The sequence below is a fragment of the Nocardia sp. CA-120079 genome, from assembly GCF_050955745.1.
In the GTDB taxonomy this organism is placed as follows: domain Bacteria; phylum Actinomycetota; class Actinomycetes; order Mycobacteriales; family Mycobacteriaceae; genus Nocardia.
Genome location: NZ_CP192088.1, coordinates 1,205,820 through 1,224,422 on the forward strand (window position 1 = coordinate 1,205,820; position 18,603 = coordinate 1,224,422).

General features: G+C 68.3%; 1 protein-coding gene (cut by a window edge). It reads left to right on the forward strand.

Annotation, left to right across the window (positions count from 1 at the left end):
• A protein-coding gene (locus ACQPYR_RS05530; protein ID WP_433635020.1) for a non-ribosomal peptide synthase/polyketide synthase crosses the window boundary here: on the forward strand, nucleotides 1-18,587 show its final stretch. It extends 25,183 nt beyond the left edge of the window; only the last 18,587 of its 43,770 coding nucleotides appear in the window; its start codon lies beyond the left edge, outside the window; the stop codon is at nucleotides 18,585-18,587.
• The last annotated feature ends 16 nt before the right edge of the window (nucleotides 18,588-18,603 follow it).

Consider the following 18,603-nt stretch of genomic DNA (forward strand, 5'->3'; position numbering starts at 1 on the left):
TCCTGAACCCCGCCCGTTCGCAGGCGCGGCACCCGCTGTTCCAGGTGATGCTGTCGTTCCAGAACACCGGCCAGAACAGCCTGGAACTGCCCGGACTCACCGTCAGCGGCGTCGAACTGCCGATCGATGTGGCCAAGTTCGATCTGCAGCTGGTGCTCTCGGAGCAGACCGCGACCCCGATCAGTACCTCGAACGGTGCGGGCGCCACCATGGTCGCGCCTTCGGGCATCGCGGGCGAATTGATCTACGCCACCGATCTTTTCGACGCCGACACCATGGCGGCGTTCGGACAGCGGTTCAACCGGCTGCTGCAAGCCGTCGCGGCCGAACCGGATCGGGCCATCGGCGATATCGACCTGCTCGATGCGTCCGAAGCCGAACTGGCACTGCGTGGCTGCAACGACACCGAGCGTGATCTCGGTACGGTCGGCACGCTGGTCGACGAATTCGCGGCGCAGGCGGCGGCGACGCCGGATGCGGTCGCGATCGTGGACCCGACCGGTGCCGCACTGACTTACGCCGAATTCGGTGCCCGCGTGCACCGGTTGGCGCGTCGCCTCATCGCGGACGGTGTCGGCCCGGAGAGCCTGGTGGCCCTCGGTCTTCGGCGTTCCGTCGACCTCGTGGTCGCGGCCTACGCCGTGCAGGAGGCCGGTGGCGGTTATGTGCCGCTCGACCTCGATCAGCCCGCGGAGCGGATCGGGTATGTGCTCGATTCGGCCGCGCCGGTTTGTGTGCTGACCACCGCGCGTGACGACTTCGACGGCACCGGTCTGCCCACGATCGTCATCGATGACCTGGATCTGTCCGAGTACTCGGACGAGCCGGTCACCGATGCGGAGCGGATCGCGCCGCTGCGGCCGAGCAACCCGGCGTACGTCATCTTCACCTCCGGTTCGACCGGTCGGCCGAAGGGTGTGGCCGTGCCGCACGCGGCTGTCGTCAAGCAGATCCGTTGGATCACCGGTCAATACGGCATCGGTGTCGATGATGTCGTGCTGTTCAAGACCCCTGCCACCTTCGACGTGTCGGTGTGGGAACTGTTCGGCCCGCTGAGCACCGGTGGCCGGATCGTGGTGGCCGGCCCGGACGGCCATCGCGACCCGCAGTACTTGGCCGATGTGATCGCGGCCGAGCGGGTCACCATGACCTCGTTCGTGCCTTCGATGCTGAGCGTCTTCGCGAGCAGCGTCGACGCGGCGGTCGGTAGCGACGCGCTTGCATCGCTGCGCGCACTGCTCATCGCCGGTGAGGCATTCACCGCCGATGCCGCGAACGCCATCCGACGGGTCAGCTCGGCCGAGCTCTACAACCTGTACGGCCCGACCGAATTCACCGTCCACGCGACCCACGGCCCGGTGGCCGACAAGGTCGAGGGCGCGGTGCCGATCGGCCTGCCGGTGTGGAATTCGCAGGCATACGTACTGGATTCGCGCCTGCACCCGGTCGCACCGGGTGTCGCGGGTGAGTTGTATCTGGCCGGTGCGCAGTTGGCGCGCGGCTACTTCGGCCGCACGGATCTGACCGCGGATCGCTTCGTGGCCAACCCGTTCGGCGCACCGGGCGCTCGCATGTACCGCACCGGTGACCTGGTGACCCGGGCCGCCGACGGTTCGATCGTCTACCTCGGCCGCACCGACTTCCAGGTGAAGCTGCGCGGTCTGCGCATCGAGCTCGGTGAGATCGAAACCGCCCTCACCGCACACGATTCGGTGGCACAGGCCGTGGCGCTGGTGCGTTCGGATGCCAGGACCGGCGATCAGCTGGTCGGCTATGTGGTACCCGCGAACGGCGCCACCGTCGACATCGACGCGCTGCGCACCCACCTGACCGCGCAGCTGCCGTCGTACATGGTTCCCGCGGCGCTCATGGTGCTCGAAGCCATGCCGCTCAACCCCAACGGCAAGCTCGACCGCCGCGCGCTGCCCGAACCCGCCTTCGAGGCCAAGGAATTCCGCGCTCCGTCGACCCCGATCGAAGAGATCGTGGCCGACACCTTCGCCGAGGTGCTCGGTCTGTCGACCGCGGACGGCGCGCGCCCGGTCGGCCTGGACGACGACTTCTTCGACCTCGGCGGTAACTCGCTGATCGCCACCCAGGTGGTCGCTCGCCTGGGCGCGGCACTCGACACCCGCATTCCGGTGCGGCTGCTGTTCGAGGCGCCGAATGTCGCCGCGCTCGCCGCCCGGATGGAGGGGCAGCAGGGCAACGGCGGACGCCGGGAACTGACGGCCGGACCGCGGCCGGAACAGATTCCGCTCTCGCTGGCCCAGCAGCGGATGTGGTTCCTCAACCGCTTCGACAACCAGACCGCGGTCAACAACATCCCGCTGGCGGTCCGGCTCACCGGCGCACTCGACACCGATGCGCTGCGCATGGCCGTCGCCGACGTGATGGACCGGCACGAGGTGCTGCGCACCGTCTACCCGGAGACCGCCGACGGTCACGGTGTGCAGGTCGTGCTGCCAACCGGTCAGGTCCACCTCGACCTGACCCCGCTGGTGGTGTCCGAGACCGATATTCGTGACCGCATCAGCGAACTGGTGCTGACCGGCTTCGACGTGACCGCCGAAGTTCCGGTGCGCGCCAAGCTGTTCCGGCTCGAGTCGCCGATGGACGGCTCGCTGCCCGATACCCACGTGCTGGTCTTCGTGGTGCATCACATCTCCGGTGACGGCTGGTCGGTGCGTCCGCTGGCCCGCGATGTGATGGTCGCCTACGCGGCCCGCACCCGCGGCGAATCGCCCGCCTGGGCGCCGCTGGCGGTGCAGTACGCCGACTTCGCGCTCTGGCAGCGCGACACCCTCGGCTCCGAGGACGATCCGGAATCGCTGATCGCCCAGCAGGTCGCCTACTGGTCGCGGAATCTGGCCGGACTGCCCGATCAGCTGGATCTGCCGTCGGATCGTTCGCGCCCTGCCGTCGCGTCCAACCGCGGTGACGTCTACGAATTCGGCATCGACGCGCAGTTGCTGACCGAGCTCAACGCACTGGCCCGCGCGAACGGCGCGAGCCTGTTCATGGTGGTGCACGCGGCCTTCGCGGCACTGCTCGCACGCCTGTCCGGCAGCGACGATATCGCCATCGGCACCGCGGTCGCGGGTCGTGGTGAGGCCGTGCTCGACGACGCGATCGGCATGTTCGTCAATACGCTCGTGCTGCGCACGCCGGTCGATTCCGGCGCGTCCTTCGCCGACTTGGTCGCGCGGGCACGCGAAACCGATCTGGCCGCCTTCGGCCACGCCGACCTGCCGTTCGAGCGGCTGGTCGACATCCTCAACCCGGCCCGTTCGCAGGCGCGGCATCCGCTGTTCCAGGTGATGCTGTCGTTCCAGAACACCGGTGAGGCATCGTTCGAACTGCCCGGTCTCGAGGTGGCAGGTGTGCCGCTCGACGTGGTGACCGCGAAGTTCGATCTGCACCTGAACCTGGCCGACCGTATCGACGCGGCCGGGAACGCGGACGGCATGACCGCCGAATTCGCCTACGCGACGGATATGTTCGACGCGAAGACAATCGCCGGTGTCGCCACGCGCCTCATCCGCCTGCTGCAGGCAGTGGTCGCGGATCCGGCGGTCGCGGTCGGTGACGTCGATCTGCTCGATGCCGCCGAGCGCGCCAAGGTGCTCGAAAAGTGGAACGAGACGGCCTATGTCGTCGATGCCCAGGCCACCTTGGTCTCGATGTTCGAGGAGCAGGCGGTCCGGAGCCCGAAGTCGACCGCGCTGACGTTCGAGGGGACGAGTCTGTCCTACGGGGAGTTCACCGCCCGGGTGAATCGCCTTGCCCGGTACCTGGTTTCGCTGGGTGTCGGACCCGATTCGATGGTCGCGCTCGGCATGCGCCGATCCTTCGAGCTGGTGATCGGCATGTACGCGGTGAGCGTGGCCGGTGGCGCGTATGTGCCGCTGGATCCGGATCATCCGGCCGACCGCACCCGGTATGTGCTCGACACCGCGCAGCCGGTCTGCGTGCTGACCACCGCGGCCGACGAGTTCGACGCGGGCTCGACGCCGACGCTCGAGATCGAGGCACTGGATCTATCGGCATACTCCGACGAACCGCTGATCGATGCGGAACGCCTTGCGCCGCTGCGGCCTTCGAATACCGCGTACGTGATCTTCACCTCGGGTTCGACCGGTCGTCCGAAGGGTGTGGCGGTCAGCCATGCCGCGATCGTCAACCGTTTGGTCTGGATGCAGGCCGAATACGGGCTGGATCGCGGCGATGTGGTGCTGCAGAAGACGCCCGCCACCTTCGACGTATCGGTATGGGAATTCTGGTGGCCGCTGCAGGTCGGCGCGCGGCTGGTCATCGCGAAGCCGGACGGCCATCGCGATCCGGCCTACCTGGTCCAGACGATTGCCGAGGAGCAGGTCACCACGGTGCACTTCGTGCCGTCCATGCTGTCGGTCTTCGTGGCCGACGACCGGGCGGGCGAATGCTTCGACCTGCGCAATGTCTTCGCCTCCGGTGAGGCGCTGCCCGCGGTCACCGCACAGCGGTTGCGCGAGCTGACCGGTGTCTGGTTGCACAACCTGTACGGCCCGACCGAGGCCGCCGTCGACGTCACCTATCACGAGGTCACCGATGCCGATACGGTGTCGGTCCCGATCGGTGCGCCGGTCTTCAACACCCAGGTATATGTGCTGGATTCGCGCCTGCACCCGGTTCCGGTCGGTGTCGCCGGTGAGCTGTACCTCGCGGGCGAGCAGCTGGCGCGCGGCTATGTGGCGCGTCCGGATCTGACCGCGGATCGCTTCGTGGCCAACCCGTTCGGCACCGGCGCGCGCATGTACCGCACCGGTGACCTGGTCACCTGGACCGCCGACGGTGAGCTGGAATACCTGGGCCGCACCGACTTCCAGGTGAAGCTGCGCGGTCTGCGCATCGAGCTCGGCGAGATCGAATCGGCGCTCACCGCGCTGGGGACGATCGCGCAGGCGGCCGTGGTGGTCCGCTCCGACGACCGCCTCGGTGATCAGCTGGTCGCGTATGTGATCGCGGCGGCGGATCGTTCGATCGATATCGACCAGGTGCGCGCCGAACTCGCGGGCGAGCTGCCCGCGTACATGGTGCCGACCGCCTTCGTCGTACTGGATGCGTTCCCGCTCAACGCTTCCGGCAAGCTGGATCGCAAGGCGCTGCCCGCGCCGGTATTCGAAACGAAGGTCTTCCGCGCACCGTCCACCCCGATCGAGGAGATCGTGGCGGGCGTTTACTGCGACGTGCTGGGGTTGGCGCGTGCCGGCCTGGACGACGATTTCTTCGAACTCGGCGGCAACTCGCTGCTGGCCACCCAGGTGACCGCGCGCATCGGCGCGGCACTGGATACCCAACTCGCGGTCCGCGATCTGTTCGAGGCCTCGACGGTCGCCGCGCTGGCGGCCAAGGCCGAACACAATGCCGGATCCGGCCGCACCCGGCCGCGGCTGGTCGCGGGGGAGCGCCCGGCCCGGGTGCCGCTCTCGCCCGCACAGCAGCGGTACTGGTTCCTCAACCAGTTCGATACCACCACCTCGGCCGTGGACAACATCCCGCTCGCGGTGCGGTTGTCCGGTGCGCTGGATGTGGCGGCGCTGGAGACGGCGCTCGGCGATGTGTTCGCCCGGCACGAGGTACTGCGCACCACCTACCCGAGTTCGGCCAGTGGCCCGCATCAGGTGATCCTGCCCGCCGATCAGGCCGTGCCGGAGCTGACCGTCACCGATATCTCGGAATCGGACCTGGTCGGCGCGGTGATCGAATTCGCGCTCACCACCTTCGACGTCACCGTGCAGGTGCCGCTGAAGGTGGGCCTGTTCCGGCTCGCCGAACAGGAACACGTGCTGGCGTTCACGGTGCACCATGTCGCGGCCGACGGTTCGTCGATGGGTCCGCTGGCCCGCGACGTCATGGCGGCGTATGTGGCACGGGCCCAGGGGGAGATCCCGCAGTGGCAGCCGCTGCCGGTGCAGTACGCCGACTACGCGCTGTGGCAGCGTGCGGTGCTCGGCTCCGAAGAGGATCCGGAATCGCTTGCGGCACAGCAGGTCGCCTACTGGCAGTCCGCGCTCGCGGGCATGCCCGATCAGCTGGAGTTGCCAGCCGACCGGCCGCGCCCGCGCGCGCAGTCGTTCCAGGGCAAGGCGATTCGCTTCGAGATCGCACCGGACAAGCACGCCAAATTGCACGAGCTGGCGCGGGCCAACAACGCCTCACTGTTCATGGTCACGCATGCGGCGCTGGCCGTACTGCTCTCGCGACTGTCGGGTACCGACGACATCGCGGTCGGCACCCCGATCGCGGGTCGCGGTGAACGCGAACTCGACGATCTGATCGGTATGTTCGTCAACACCTTGGTGTTCCGGACCATCATCGAGCCCGGTGACACCTTCGCCGACCTGCTCGCCGATGTGCGCGAACGGGACCTCGAGGCATTCGCGAATGCCGATGTGCCGTTCGAGCGGCTGGTCGAGGTGCTCAACCCGGAGCGTTCGACGGCGCGCAATCCGCTGTTCCAGGTCGGACTCTCGTTCCAGAACCTCGCCGAGACCACCTTCACGCTGCCCGGCCTTTCGGTCAGCGCGGTGAACTTCGATTCGCAGCTGGCCAAGACCGATCTGCACGTCACGCTGTACGACCGCTACGCCGAGGACGGCACGCCCGCCCAGATCGTCGCCGAATTCGGTTACGCCACCGACCTGTTCGACGAGTCGACGGTGCAGGGCTTCGCCGACCGCTTCGTGCTGGTGCTCGATGCCGTATTGGCTGATGCCGGTGTGCGGGTCGGCGAGATCGATCTGCTCTCGCCCACCGAGAACGCGCGAATTCTGCGTGCCTGGAACGACACCGCGCACTCGCTCGACATCGACGCCTCGACCACGTTGGTGTCGCTGCTGGACGCCACGGTGGCGGCGAGCCCGGATGCGGTGGCGCTGCTGGCCGAGGACGCGACGCTCACCTACGCCGAGTTGGACGGCCGGGCCAACCGCCTGGCGCGTCACCTGATCACGCTCGGTGTCGGCGCGGAGGACCGAGTGGCGCTGGCCATTCGGCGCTCGGTGGATCTCGTGGTCGCGATGTACGCGGTGGCGAAGTCGGGTGCGGCGTATGTGCCGATCGATCCCGATCAGCCCGCCGAGCGCACCGACTACATCCTGAGCACCGCGGCACCGGTCTGCGTGCTGACCACCGGCCGCGATGGTTTCGACAGCACCGTGACCGATGTGGTGTCGATCGACGAGCTGGATCTATCCGGCGTCGCGGACGCTCCGATCTCCGACGGCGACCGGCTGCGGCCGCTGGCGGCGGCGAATACCGCGTATGTGATCTTCACGTCGGGCTCCACCGGCCAGCCGAAGGGCGTGGCGGTGCCGCATGCGGCGATCGTCAACCAGTTGCTGTGGAAGACAGCCGAATTCGGCCTCGCCGCCGATGACGCGGTGCTGCTCAAGACCGCGGCGACCTTCGACCTGTCGGTCTGGGAATTCTGGTCGGCCGCCGTCTGCGGTGGCCGGTTGGTCATCGCCGATGCCGATGGTCACCGCGATCCCGCGTACCTCAACGAGTTGATGCGCTCCACCGGCGTCACGACACTGCACGTGGTGCCGTCGATGCTGGACGCGCTGCTCACCGAATCCGGTCGCCGCCTGCCGCAGTCGCTGCGGCGGGTGCTGGCGATCGGTGAGGCGTTGCCCGCGACGACCGCGCAGCGGTTCCGGCGGGACAACGCGGCCGAGCTGTTCAACCTCTACGGCCCCACCGAGGCCGCGGTGTCGATCACCGCGCACACCGTCACCGATGCCGACAACGTGTCGGTGCCGATCGGTGCTCCGGAGTGGAACAGCCAGGTGTACGTGCTGGATTCGCGGCTGCGTCCGGTACCGGTCGGTGTCTCCGGTGAGCTGTATCTGGCCGGTGCGCAGTTGGCGCGCGGCTACTTCGGGCGCGTCGACCTGACCGCGGATCGCTTCGTGGCCAACCCGTTCGGCGCAGGCGAGCGCATGTACCGCACCGGTGACCTGGTGGCCTGGAACAGCGAGGGCGGGCTGGAGTATCGCGGCCGCACCGACTTCCAGGTGAAGATCCGCGGTTTCCGGATCGAGCTCGGTGAGATCGAGGCGGCCCTGCTGCGCCAGCCCGAGGTCGCGGCCACCGCGGTGCTCGCACACACCGACCCGAACCTGGGCGACCGGCTGGTCGCTTACGTGGTGCCCGAAGCCGATGAGCTCGACAACACGCGGCTGCAATCGGCGTTGGCCGCCGAGCTGCCGTCCTACATGGTGCCGTCGGTCTTCCTCACCCTCGATGCGCTGCCGTTGAACGCGAACGGCAAGCTGGATCGAAAGGCATTGCCGGAGCCCACCTTCGAGAAGGCGGTCTTCCGCGCGCCGGTCACCCCGATCGAGGAGATCGTCGCGAACACCTTCGCCGAGGTGCTGCACCTCGGTTCCGGAGCGCAGGCGCAGCGGCTCGGCCTGGATGACGACTTCTTCGCGTGGGGCGGCAACTCGCTGCTCGCGACACAGGTCGCGGCGCGCCTCGGCGCGGCGCTGAACACCCGCGTCCCGGTGCGACTGCTGTTCGAGGCGCCGACCGTCGGCGCACTCGCCATCCGGGTCGAACAGCAGGCCGACGGGCGCGGACGGCACGCCCTGGTCGCCGGTCCGCGGCCGGAACATATTCCGCTGTCGCTGGCGCAGCAGCGGATGTGGTTCCTCAACCGCTTCGATACCCAGTCCGCCGCCTACAACGTCCCGATCGCGGTGCGGCTGACCGGCGCGCTCGACGTGGACGCACTGCGCGCCGCGATCGCGGATCTGGTGCGCAGGCACGAGGTCCTGCGCACCATCTACCCGGAGACCGAGTCGGGTGCGGTGCAACTGATTCTGCCGGTGGGACAGGCGATTCCGGAGCTGGACGTCCGGACGGTCACACCGGATCAGGTCGAAACCGCTGTGGTCGAGTTGATTTCGGCGCCGTTCGACGTGACCGCCGAGGTGCCGGTGCGAGTGCGGTTGTTCGAGATCGACACCGAAAGTTCGGCTCCCGAATACGTGATCGCGATGGTCGTGCACCATATCGCCGGTGACGGCTCCTCGATGGGACCGCTGACGCGTGATCTGATGACCGCGTACGCGGCGCGCTCGGCGGGTGTCGCACCCAACTGGGCGCCGCTGGAGGTCCAGTACGCGGACTACAGCATCTGGCAGCGCGAACTGCTCGGCAGCGAGGACGATCCGGAATCGCTGATGTCCAAGCAGGTCGCCTACTGGCGAACCGCGCTGGCCGATCTGCCGGAGCAGCTGGACCTGCCCGCGGATCGTCCGCGGCCCGCGGTGCAGTCCTTCGCGGGTGGCACCGTCGAGGTGCGCATCGACGCCGACACCCACCGCGGTCTCGGCGGGGTGGCGCAGGCCGAGGGCGCGACGCTGTTCATGATCGTGCACACGGCGCTGGCCGTCCTGTTGTCCAGGCTGTCCGGCACGGACGACATCGCGATCGGTACGCCGATGGCGGGCCGCGGTGAGGCGGCGCTGAACGACCTGATCGGTACGTTCATCAATACCTTGGTGTTCCGTACCCGGCTGGATCCGGCCGAGCCGTTCGCGGATCTGCTCGGGCGGCAGCGGGAAACCGACATCCAGGCGTTCGCCAATGCCGATGTGCCGTTCGAGCGGTTGGTCGAGGTGCTGAACCCGGCGCGGTCGCAGGCGCGGCATCCGCTGTTCCAGGTGGGTCTGTCGTTCCAGAACCTGGCCCAGACCACCCTGGAATTGCCGGATCTCACGGTCTCGGGCGTGGACTTCGACACCCGCATCTCCCAGTTCGATCTGCATCTGATTCTCAGCGACCTGTACGACGAGTCCGGGGCTCCCGCGGGCATCGCAGGCATATTCACCTACGCCACCGATCTTTTCGACCGGAGCACGGTCGAAGGGTTCGCGGACCGGTTCACCAGGCTGCTCGGCGAGATCATCAACGCGCCGCGCGCGGCGGTGGGCGATCTCGAGCTGCTCACGTCGGTGGAGCGGGAACGGATGCTCGACGGCTGGAACGCCACCGCGCATCCGGTGCAGCCCGAACTGCTGCTCGACGGATACCGGCGCGCCGTCGCGGCGCACCCGGATGCCGTCGCGGTGGTGTTCGAGGGCGCCGAACTTACCTACCGGGAATTCGACGAGCGGGTGAACAAGCTTGCCCGCCTGTTGATTTCGCAAGGTGTCGGTGCCGAGTCGCTGGTCGGCCTCGCCGTTCGACGGTCGCTGGATCTGGTCGTCGGCATGTACGCGATCGTGACGGCCGGTGGCGCGTATGTGCCGTTGGATCCGGATCATCCGGCGGAGCGGATCGCACACATCCTGGACACCGCCCAGCCCGCGTGCGTGGTCACTACCGCGGCCGACGCGGTGCCGGTCCCCGCGGACATCCCGGTGCTCGAACTGGATTCGCTGGAGCTGGACGGGTTCTCCTCCGCTCCGATCGAACCCGGTGAGCTGCTGCGCCCGGTCACCCGGGACAACCCGGCTTACGTCATCTTCACCTCGGGTTCGACCGGTCGTCCGAAGGGCGTCGCGGTATCGCACGAGGCGATCAACAACCAGATCGAGTGGATGCTCGCCGAGTACCCGCTCGGCTCGGCCGACGTGTACTTCCAGAAGACCGCCACCACGTTCGACGTGTCGCTGTGGGGCTACTTCATGCCACTGCGCGCGGGCGCGAAACTGGTGGTCGCCACCCACGACGGCCATCGTGACCCGGCCTACGTGGCGGAAGCGATTGCCGCGCACGGGGTTACCGTCACCGACTTCGTGCCGTCCATGCTGACGGTGTTCGCCGCACAGTTGGCGGCGGGCTCGCTGCCGACGCTGCGGGACGTGTTCGTGATCGGTGAGGCGCTGCCGCCGGAAACTGTGACGGCGTGGCGGTCCGTTTCGGACGCGGTACTGCACAACCTGTACGGGCCGACGGAGGCCGCGGTATCGGTGACCTACTGGCCCGCGCGCGAGACGGATGTGCGGACCGTGCCGATCGGCTTGCCGCAGTGGAACACCCAGGTATTCGTGCTGGATTCGCGGCTGCGGCCGGTGCCCGCCGGCGTGGCCGGTGAGCTGTACCTCGCCGGTGATCAGCTGGCCCGCGGTTACGTGGCGCGGCCGGATCTGACCTCGGATCGCTTCGTGGCCAACCCGTTCGCGCCCGGTGCGCGGATGTACCGCACCGGCGACCTCGTGGTCTGGCGCGAACCTGCGGATGCGGGCTATCGCCTCGAATACCTGGGTCGCACCGACTTCCAGGTGAAGTTCCGCGGCCAGCGGATCGAGCTCGGCGAGATCGAGACGGCGCTGCTCGCCCATGCCGCGGTGAGCCAGGCGGTGGCGCTGGTGGCCGCGTCGGCGCTGGGCGACCAGTTGGTCGCCTACGTGGTTCCCGCGCCGGGTCAGTCCATCGACCAGCCGACACTGCTGGCCGAGGTCTCGGATGTGCTTCCGGCCTACATGGTTCCGGCCGCCATCGTGGTGCTCGATGCCTTCCCGCTGAATTCCAGCGGCAAGCTCGACCGCAAGGCACTGCCCGAACCGACCTTCACCACGCGCGAATTCCGTGCCCCGGCAACGCCGGTGGAGGAGATCGTGGCGGGCGTCTTCAGTGACGTGCTCGGTATCGAGCGCGTGGGCGCCGACGACGACTTCTTCGCACTCGGCGGCAACTCGCTGGTCGCCACCCAGGTGGTCGGGCGCCTGAGCGCCGCGATCGGCGGCAGGGTGCCGGTGCGCGCGCTGTTCGAGGCGCCGACCGTGGCGGCCCTGGCGGTGAAGCTGGAGCAGCTGTCCGGGGTGGGCGAGCGGCGGCCGCTGGTCGCCGGTCCGCGACCGGATCCGGTGCCGTTGTCGCTGGCCCAGCAGCGCATGTGGTTCCTGAACCGCTTCGACACCGAGTCGGCGGCCTACAACCTGCCCATCGCGGTCCGGTTGACCGGTGCGCTGGATGTCGACGCGCTGCGCGCGGCCATGGCGGATCTGGTCGGCAGGCACGAGATTCTGCGGACGGTGTACCCGGAGACCGCGGGCGCCCCGGCACAGGTGATTCTGCCGGTGGCGCAGGCTGTTCCGGCATTGGAGCTGCGGCCGATCGCGGCCGCGGAACTCGAATCCACGGTGATCGCCGTGATGGCGGCGCCGTTCGACGTCACCGCCGAGGTGCCGGTCCGTATCGAGCTGTTCCAGGTGACCGACGCCCCGGGCGCTGTGTCGTCGGATCGCTCCGCAGGCTCCGCTCCTGCCCTGAACGAGTTCGTGCTGGTGCTCGTGGTGCACCACATCGCGGGTGACGGTTCGTCGATGGGCCCGCTGACCCGGGATCTGATGACGGCGTACGCCGCCCGCTCGGTCGGCGAATCGCCCACGTGGACGCCGCTGCCGGTGCAGTACGCGGACTACTCCATCTGGCAGCGCGAGCTGCTTGGCAGCGAGGATGATCCGGAGTCGTTGGCGGCCAAGCAGATCGCCTACTGGCAGTCGGCGTTGGCGGATGTGCCGGATCAGCTGGATCTGCCGTCGGATCGCCCGCGTCCCGCGGTGCAGTCCTTCACCGGCGGCAAGGTCGAGCTGAGCATCGACGCCGAAACGCATCGTGCGCTGGTCGGTCTGGCCAGGGCCGAGGGTGCGACGCTGTTCATGGTGGTGCACACCGCCTTCGCGGTAATGCTCTCGCGGCTCTCCGGAACCGATGACATCGCGATCGGCACACCGATGGCAGGCCGCGGTGAGGCCGTGCTCGACGACCTGATCGGCATGTTCGTCAACACCCTGGTGTTCCGTACCCAGCTGGAGCGCGGCGAGGCGTTCACCGATCTGCTCGGGCGTCAGCGCGAAACGGATATCCAGGCGTTCGCGCATGCGGATGTGCCGTTCGAGCGGTTGGTCGAGGTGCTGAACCCGGTGCGGTCGCAGGCGCGTCATCCGCTGTTCCAGGTGGGCCTGTCGTTCCAGAACCTGGCGCGGACCACGCTGGAACTGCCCGGGCTCACGGTGGCCGGATTCGATATCGACACCCAGCTCTCGCAGTTCGATCTGCATCTGATCGTGGCGGACAGCTACGACGAGGACGGGACTCCCTCGGGTATCGGCGGGTACTTCACCTACGCCACCGATCTGTTCGACGCGGATACCGTCCGTGGCTTCGCCGATCGCTTCGCACGTGTGCTCGCCGAGATCATCGCGGCGCCGCGCTCGGCTGTCGGCGATCTCGAGATCATGGCCGCGGACGAACGCCGCGAACTGGTCTCCGACCGCAATGCCACAGCGCACCAGGTGGATTCGTCCGCGACGCTGGCCTCGCTGCTGGATCGGACCGTGGCAGCCACGCCGGATGCGGTGGCGCTGGTCGGCGACGACGGTACCGCCGTTACCTACGGCGAGCTCGGCTCCCGGGTGAATCGTCTTGCGCGGCACCTGATTTCGCTGGGCGTCGGGCCGGAGGCGCGGGTGGCGCTCGCGCTGCGCCGCTCGGTGGACCTGGTGGTCGCGATGTACGCGGTGACCCAGGCCGGTGGCGCGTACGTGCCGCTGGATCCGGATCAGGCGGGTGAGCGGACCGACTACATTCTCGAAACCGCTCGGCCGCTGTGTGTGGTGACCAACGCCGACACCGATTTCCAGACCTCGGTGACCGATGTCGTCCGGATGGACGCACTCGCGGACGTCACGGACGCGCCGATCGCCGACGCGGAGCGGATCGCGCCATTGCGCGCGGCGAATACGGCGTACGTGATCTTCACGTCGGGTTCGACAGGTCGCCCCAAGGGTGTCGCGGTGCCGCATGCGGCGATCGTCAACCAGTTGCTCTGGAAGACGGCCGAATTCGGCCTCGGCGCCGAGGATGCGGTGCTGCTCAAGACGGCCGCGACCTTCGACCTCTCGGTGTGGGAGTTCTGGTCTGCGGCGGTTTCCGGTGGCCGACTGGTCATCGCGTCCGCAGACGGACATCGCGATCCGTCCTACCTCAACACGCTGATGCGCGATACCGCCGTCACCACCCTGCATGTGGTGCCGTCGATGTTGGATGCCCTGCTGATCGAATCGGACGGACAGCTGCCCGAGTCGTTGCGCCGGGTGCTCGCCATCGGTGAGGCGCTGCCCGCCGCGACGGCGCAGCGGTTCCGGGAGTCGAACGCGGCCGGTCTGTTCAACCTCTACGGTCCGACCGAGGCCGCGGTCTCGATCACCAACCACGAGGTGACAGATGCGGACACCGTCTCGGTGTCGATCGGTGCGCCGGAGTGGAACAGTCGTGTCTACGTGCTGGATTCGCGGTTGCGTCCGGTGCCGGTGGGTGTGTCGGGTGAGTTGTATTTGGCCGGTGCGCAATTGGCGCGTGGCTACTTCGGTCGGGTCGATCTGACCGCGGAGCGGTTCGTGGCCGATCCGTTCGAATCCGGCGCTCGGATGTACCGCACCGGTGACCTGGTGGCCTGGAATGCGCATGGTGAGCTGGAGTACCGCGGCCGCACCGACTTCCAGGTGAAGATCCGCGGTTTCCGTATCGAGCTCGGCGAGATCGAGGCGGCGCTGCTGCGCCAGACCGCGATCGCGTCGGCCGCGGTGCTCGCGCATACCGATCCGGCACTGGGTGACCGCTTGGTCGCCTATGTGGTTCCGACAACCGGCGAATTCGACAAGAGTGCGGTGCAGTCGGCGTTGGCCGCCGAGTTGCCGTCGTACATGGTGCCGAGCGCCTTCTTGGCGCTGGACGCCCTGCCGCTCAATGCGAACGGCAAGCTGGATCGAAACGCCTTGCCGCAGCCCACCTTCGAACATGCCGCCTTCCGCGCGCCGGTTTCCCCGGTCGAGCAGATCGTGGCCGGTGTGTTCGCCGATGTGCTCGGCATCGAACGGATCGGCGCCGACGACGACTTCTTCGCACTCGGCGGTAACAGCATCCTGTCGATCCAGCTGGTATCGCGGGCGAAGGCGCAGGGCGTGGTGTTCTCCGTGCGCGACGTCTTCGACCAGCGCAGCGTCGCCGGACTCGCCGCGATCGCGTCCTCGGCCGCGGATCTGCGGCAGGCGACCATGGCCGAGTTGCCCGGTGGTGGGATCGGCGAGATCCCGCTGCTGCCCGGTATCGCGGCGGTATTGGCGAACGACACTGCGTACCAGCGCTTCTCCTACGAGGCGGCGGTGGCATTGCCGAGCGAACTCGACGGGGACCGGCTGCGTGCGGCGATCGCCGCCCTGGTCGACCGGCACGATGCGCTGCGCACTCGGTTGCGCAGGGTCGACGAGGCCTGGGAGTTCGAAGCGCTCGAGCGCGGTGCCATCGATATCGATGCGCTGGTGCACGAGGTCGCCTTCGATGCCGCCCTCGACGACGACTACGGCTATGACGAACTCATGCGCCTGGCCGACAACGAACGCGCCGCCGCCGCGGATCGCCTCGATCCGGCCAACGGTGTGATGGCGCAGTTCGTGCGCTGCACCGCCGACCGGCTCGACGGCGGCAACTTCATGCTCGTCGTGGTGCACGGCTTCGCGGCCGATCCGAAGTCCCTCGGCATCCTGACCGGCGATCTGCTCGATCTGATCGCCGACGACCAGGTCGCCCTGCCCGAGGTCGGTACCTCGCTGCGGCGTTGGGCCTACGGCCTGACCGAGCAGACGAGCGACCGCGCCGCCGAACTGCCGTTCTGGCAGGAGGTTTCGGCCACACCCGATCCGCTGCTCGGCGCGCGGGCCTTCGATTCGGCGTTGGATACCGTCGCCACCACGCGACGGGTCCGCATCGAGGTGCCGACGGAGATCTCCGAGGTCCTGCTCACCACGGTCCCGGCGCGGTTCCACGGCGGCGTGCCGGACGGGCTGCTGTCGGCATTGGCCATGGCGCTGGTGCGCTGGCGCGGTGCGGAGCACGGATCGGATGTACTGATCCGGCTCGACGGAGACGGCCGGGCGACGGTCGACGGTGCCGAATTGTCGCGCACCGTGGGCGCTTTCACCGCCGTCTATCCGGCCCGGCTCGCGCTGAGCGGGATCGACCTGGCCGATGCGTTCGACGGCGGCGCTGCCGCCGGTTCGATCATCAAGTCGGTGAAGGAACAGCTGCTCGCGGTGCCCGATCAGGGCGTCGGCCACGGGCTGCTGAATCTGCCGCAGGCCGGTCAGGTCGGCTTCCGATACCAGGAAGCGGCGATCAAGACCGAGCGGGATGCCACCATGCCCGCGAACGGTGCGCTCGATATCGCCGTCACCGTCGGCGACGAGGACGACGGTCCGCGGTTGCTCGCCACCTTCGAGTTCCCGGTCGGGCTGCTGTCCCCGGAGCAGGTGCAGGAGTTGGCGGAGCTGTGGGTTGCCGCGCTGACCGCGCTGGCGAAGCACGCGCAGCGACCGGATGCCGGTGGTCATACGCCGTCGGATCTGCCGCTGGTGCAGGTCGGCCAGGCCGATATCGATCTGTGGGAGCAGACCTACCCGGGCCTCGACGATGTCTGGCCGGTCTCGCCGCTGCAGTCCGGTCTGCTCTTCCACGCGCTGATGACCACGGCCACCGTGGACGTCTACACCATGCAGGCCGTGGTGCAGCTGGCCGGAGCGGTCGATGTGGCGCGGTTGCACGCGGCGGCGCAGGCGATCCTGGACCGATACCCGAACCTGCGCACCGCATTCGTCACCGATTCCACCGGTCAGGTCCGCCAGGTCGTGCTCGATCGGATCGAAGTGCCCTGGCGCATCGAGGATCTCACCGATGTGCCGGAGGCGGAGCGGGCCGACGAACTGCGTCGCCGGATCGATGCCGACCATGCGGACCGCTTCGACATGTCCAGCCCGCCGCTGGTGCGCTACACGCTGTTGCGCACCGCGGCCGAGGAATGGACGCTGGCGATCACCACGCACCACGTGCTGATCGACGGCTGGTCGATGCCGCTGCTGATGCGGGATCTGCTGGTGCTCTATGCGACGCGTGGTGATCAGTCGGCACTGCCGCAGGTCTCCTCCTACCGCGACTTCCTGGACTGGCTCGCCACTCGCGATCAGGACGCGTCGCTGCGGGTCTGGGCCGATGCCTTCGACGGTGCGACCGAACCGACCGAATTGGCGCCGCCGGCGCGGACGGCCGAGACCTACGAGACCGCGAAACTGATCACCGAGATCGACGCCGACCGCACCCGTCAGCTGACCAAGCACTGCGCCGAACTGGGCATCACGGTCAACACCCTGGTGCAGGCGGCGTGGGGCATCCTGCTCGGCAGGCTCACCGGCCGCGCCGATGTGGTCTTCGGCGCCACGGTATCGGGTCGGCCCGCCGAGCTGCCCGGCGTGGAATCGATGGTCGGTCTGTTCATCAACACGCTCCCGGTCCGGGTGCGCATCGATGACCGCGCGACCATCGACGATCAGCTCGAGCGGTTGCAGCGCGACCAGACCGAGCTACTCGACCACCACTACGTCGGCCTGTCCGATATCCAGCGGGCCGCCGGAATCGCCTCGCACTTCGACACCCTGCTGGTGTTCGAGTCCTACCCGATCGATCGGGAGGCGATCGCCGCGGCGAGTTCGATCGACGGCATGTCGGTGACCGGTGTCGGCATGGAAAGTGCGACGCACTATCCGCTCACCCTGCAGGTGACCGCGGAGTCCACCCTCGAATTCACCTTCGAGTACCTGCTCAGCCGGTTCACCGCCGAAGAGGTGGAAACCTTGTCCACCAGGCTGCTCCGGGTGCTGGACGCACTGCTCGGCGATCCGGCCGGACTGGTCGGCGATATCGATATCCTCGATGCCGGTGAGCGGGCCCGCCTGCTCGTCGAATCCGGTATCGCGGCAACGGCACCCGCACCGGAACCGGTGGGCCGGGTCGGTGCGCGCACGGTGTCGCGGGTGCTCGCCGAGGTGGTCGAGGCCGATCCCGAGGCGCCCGCGCTGCTGGTGGACGGCGACGAAATCGCCTACCACGTCCTGGATCGCCGTTCCTCGCAGCTGGCCCGGGTGCTCATCGCACACGGCGCCGGACCCGGCGATGTGGTGGCACTTGCGCTGCCGCGTTCGGTGGATGCGGTGGTCGCGGTCTGGGCCATCCAGAAGGCCGGCGCTGCCTGCCTGTTCGCCGGTGATCTGTCCGCCGCCGAAATGGCCACCGCCGGAGCCGGTTTCGGTATCACGCTGGAACCGACCGACGGCCCGATCAACTGGCTGGTCCCGAGCGATCCGGCGGTCCAGGCCGAACTGGTCGCCGCCCCATCGCACCCGGTCTCCTACGCCGATCGGGTCCGCCCGCTCGCCGAGGAACACCCGGCCTTCGTAGTCCTCACAGCCGACGGCGCCGTACGCGCCTTCAGCCAGACCGAGGCACTCGAACAGGCCGAGCAGGTCCGCTCGGAGTACGACATCGATTACGAGTCGACGACCTTCACCACCGCCATCTCGGGTCGAGCCGCACTCCTCGAATCCCTGGCCGCGGCAACCGCCGGCGCCCTCTCGGTGCTCCCCAGCGCGGACGATATCGCCGATGATCTGGCCGACGGCGAGGTCACCCACTGGTTCGTCACGGTGGGCGAGGAGACAGACGCGGCGGACGAGGATGTGCGAATCGTGATCGTCGAATAGCCGAGACCGCCCCGCG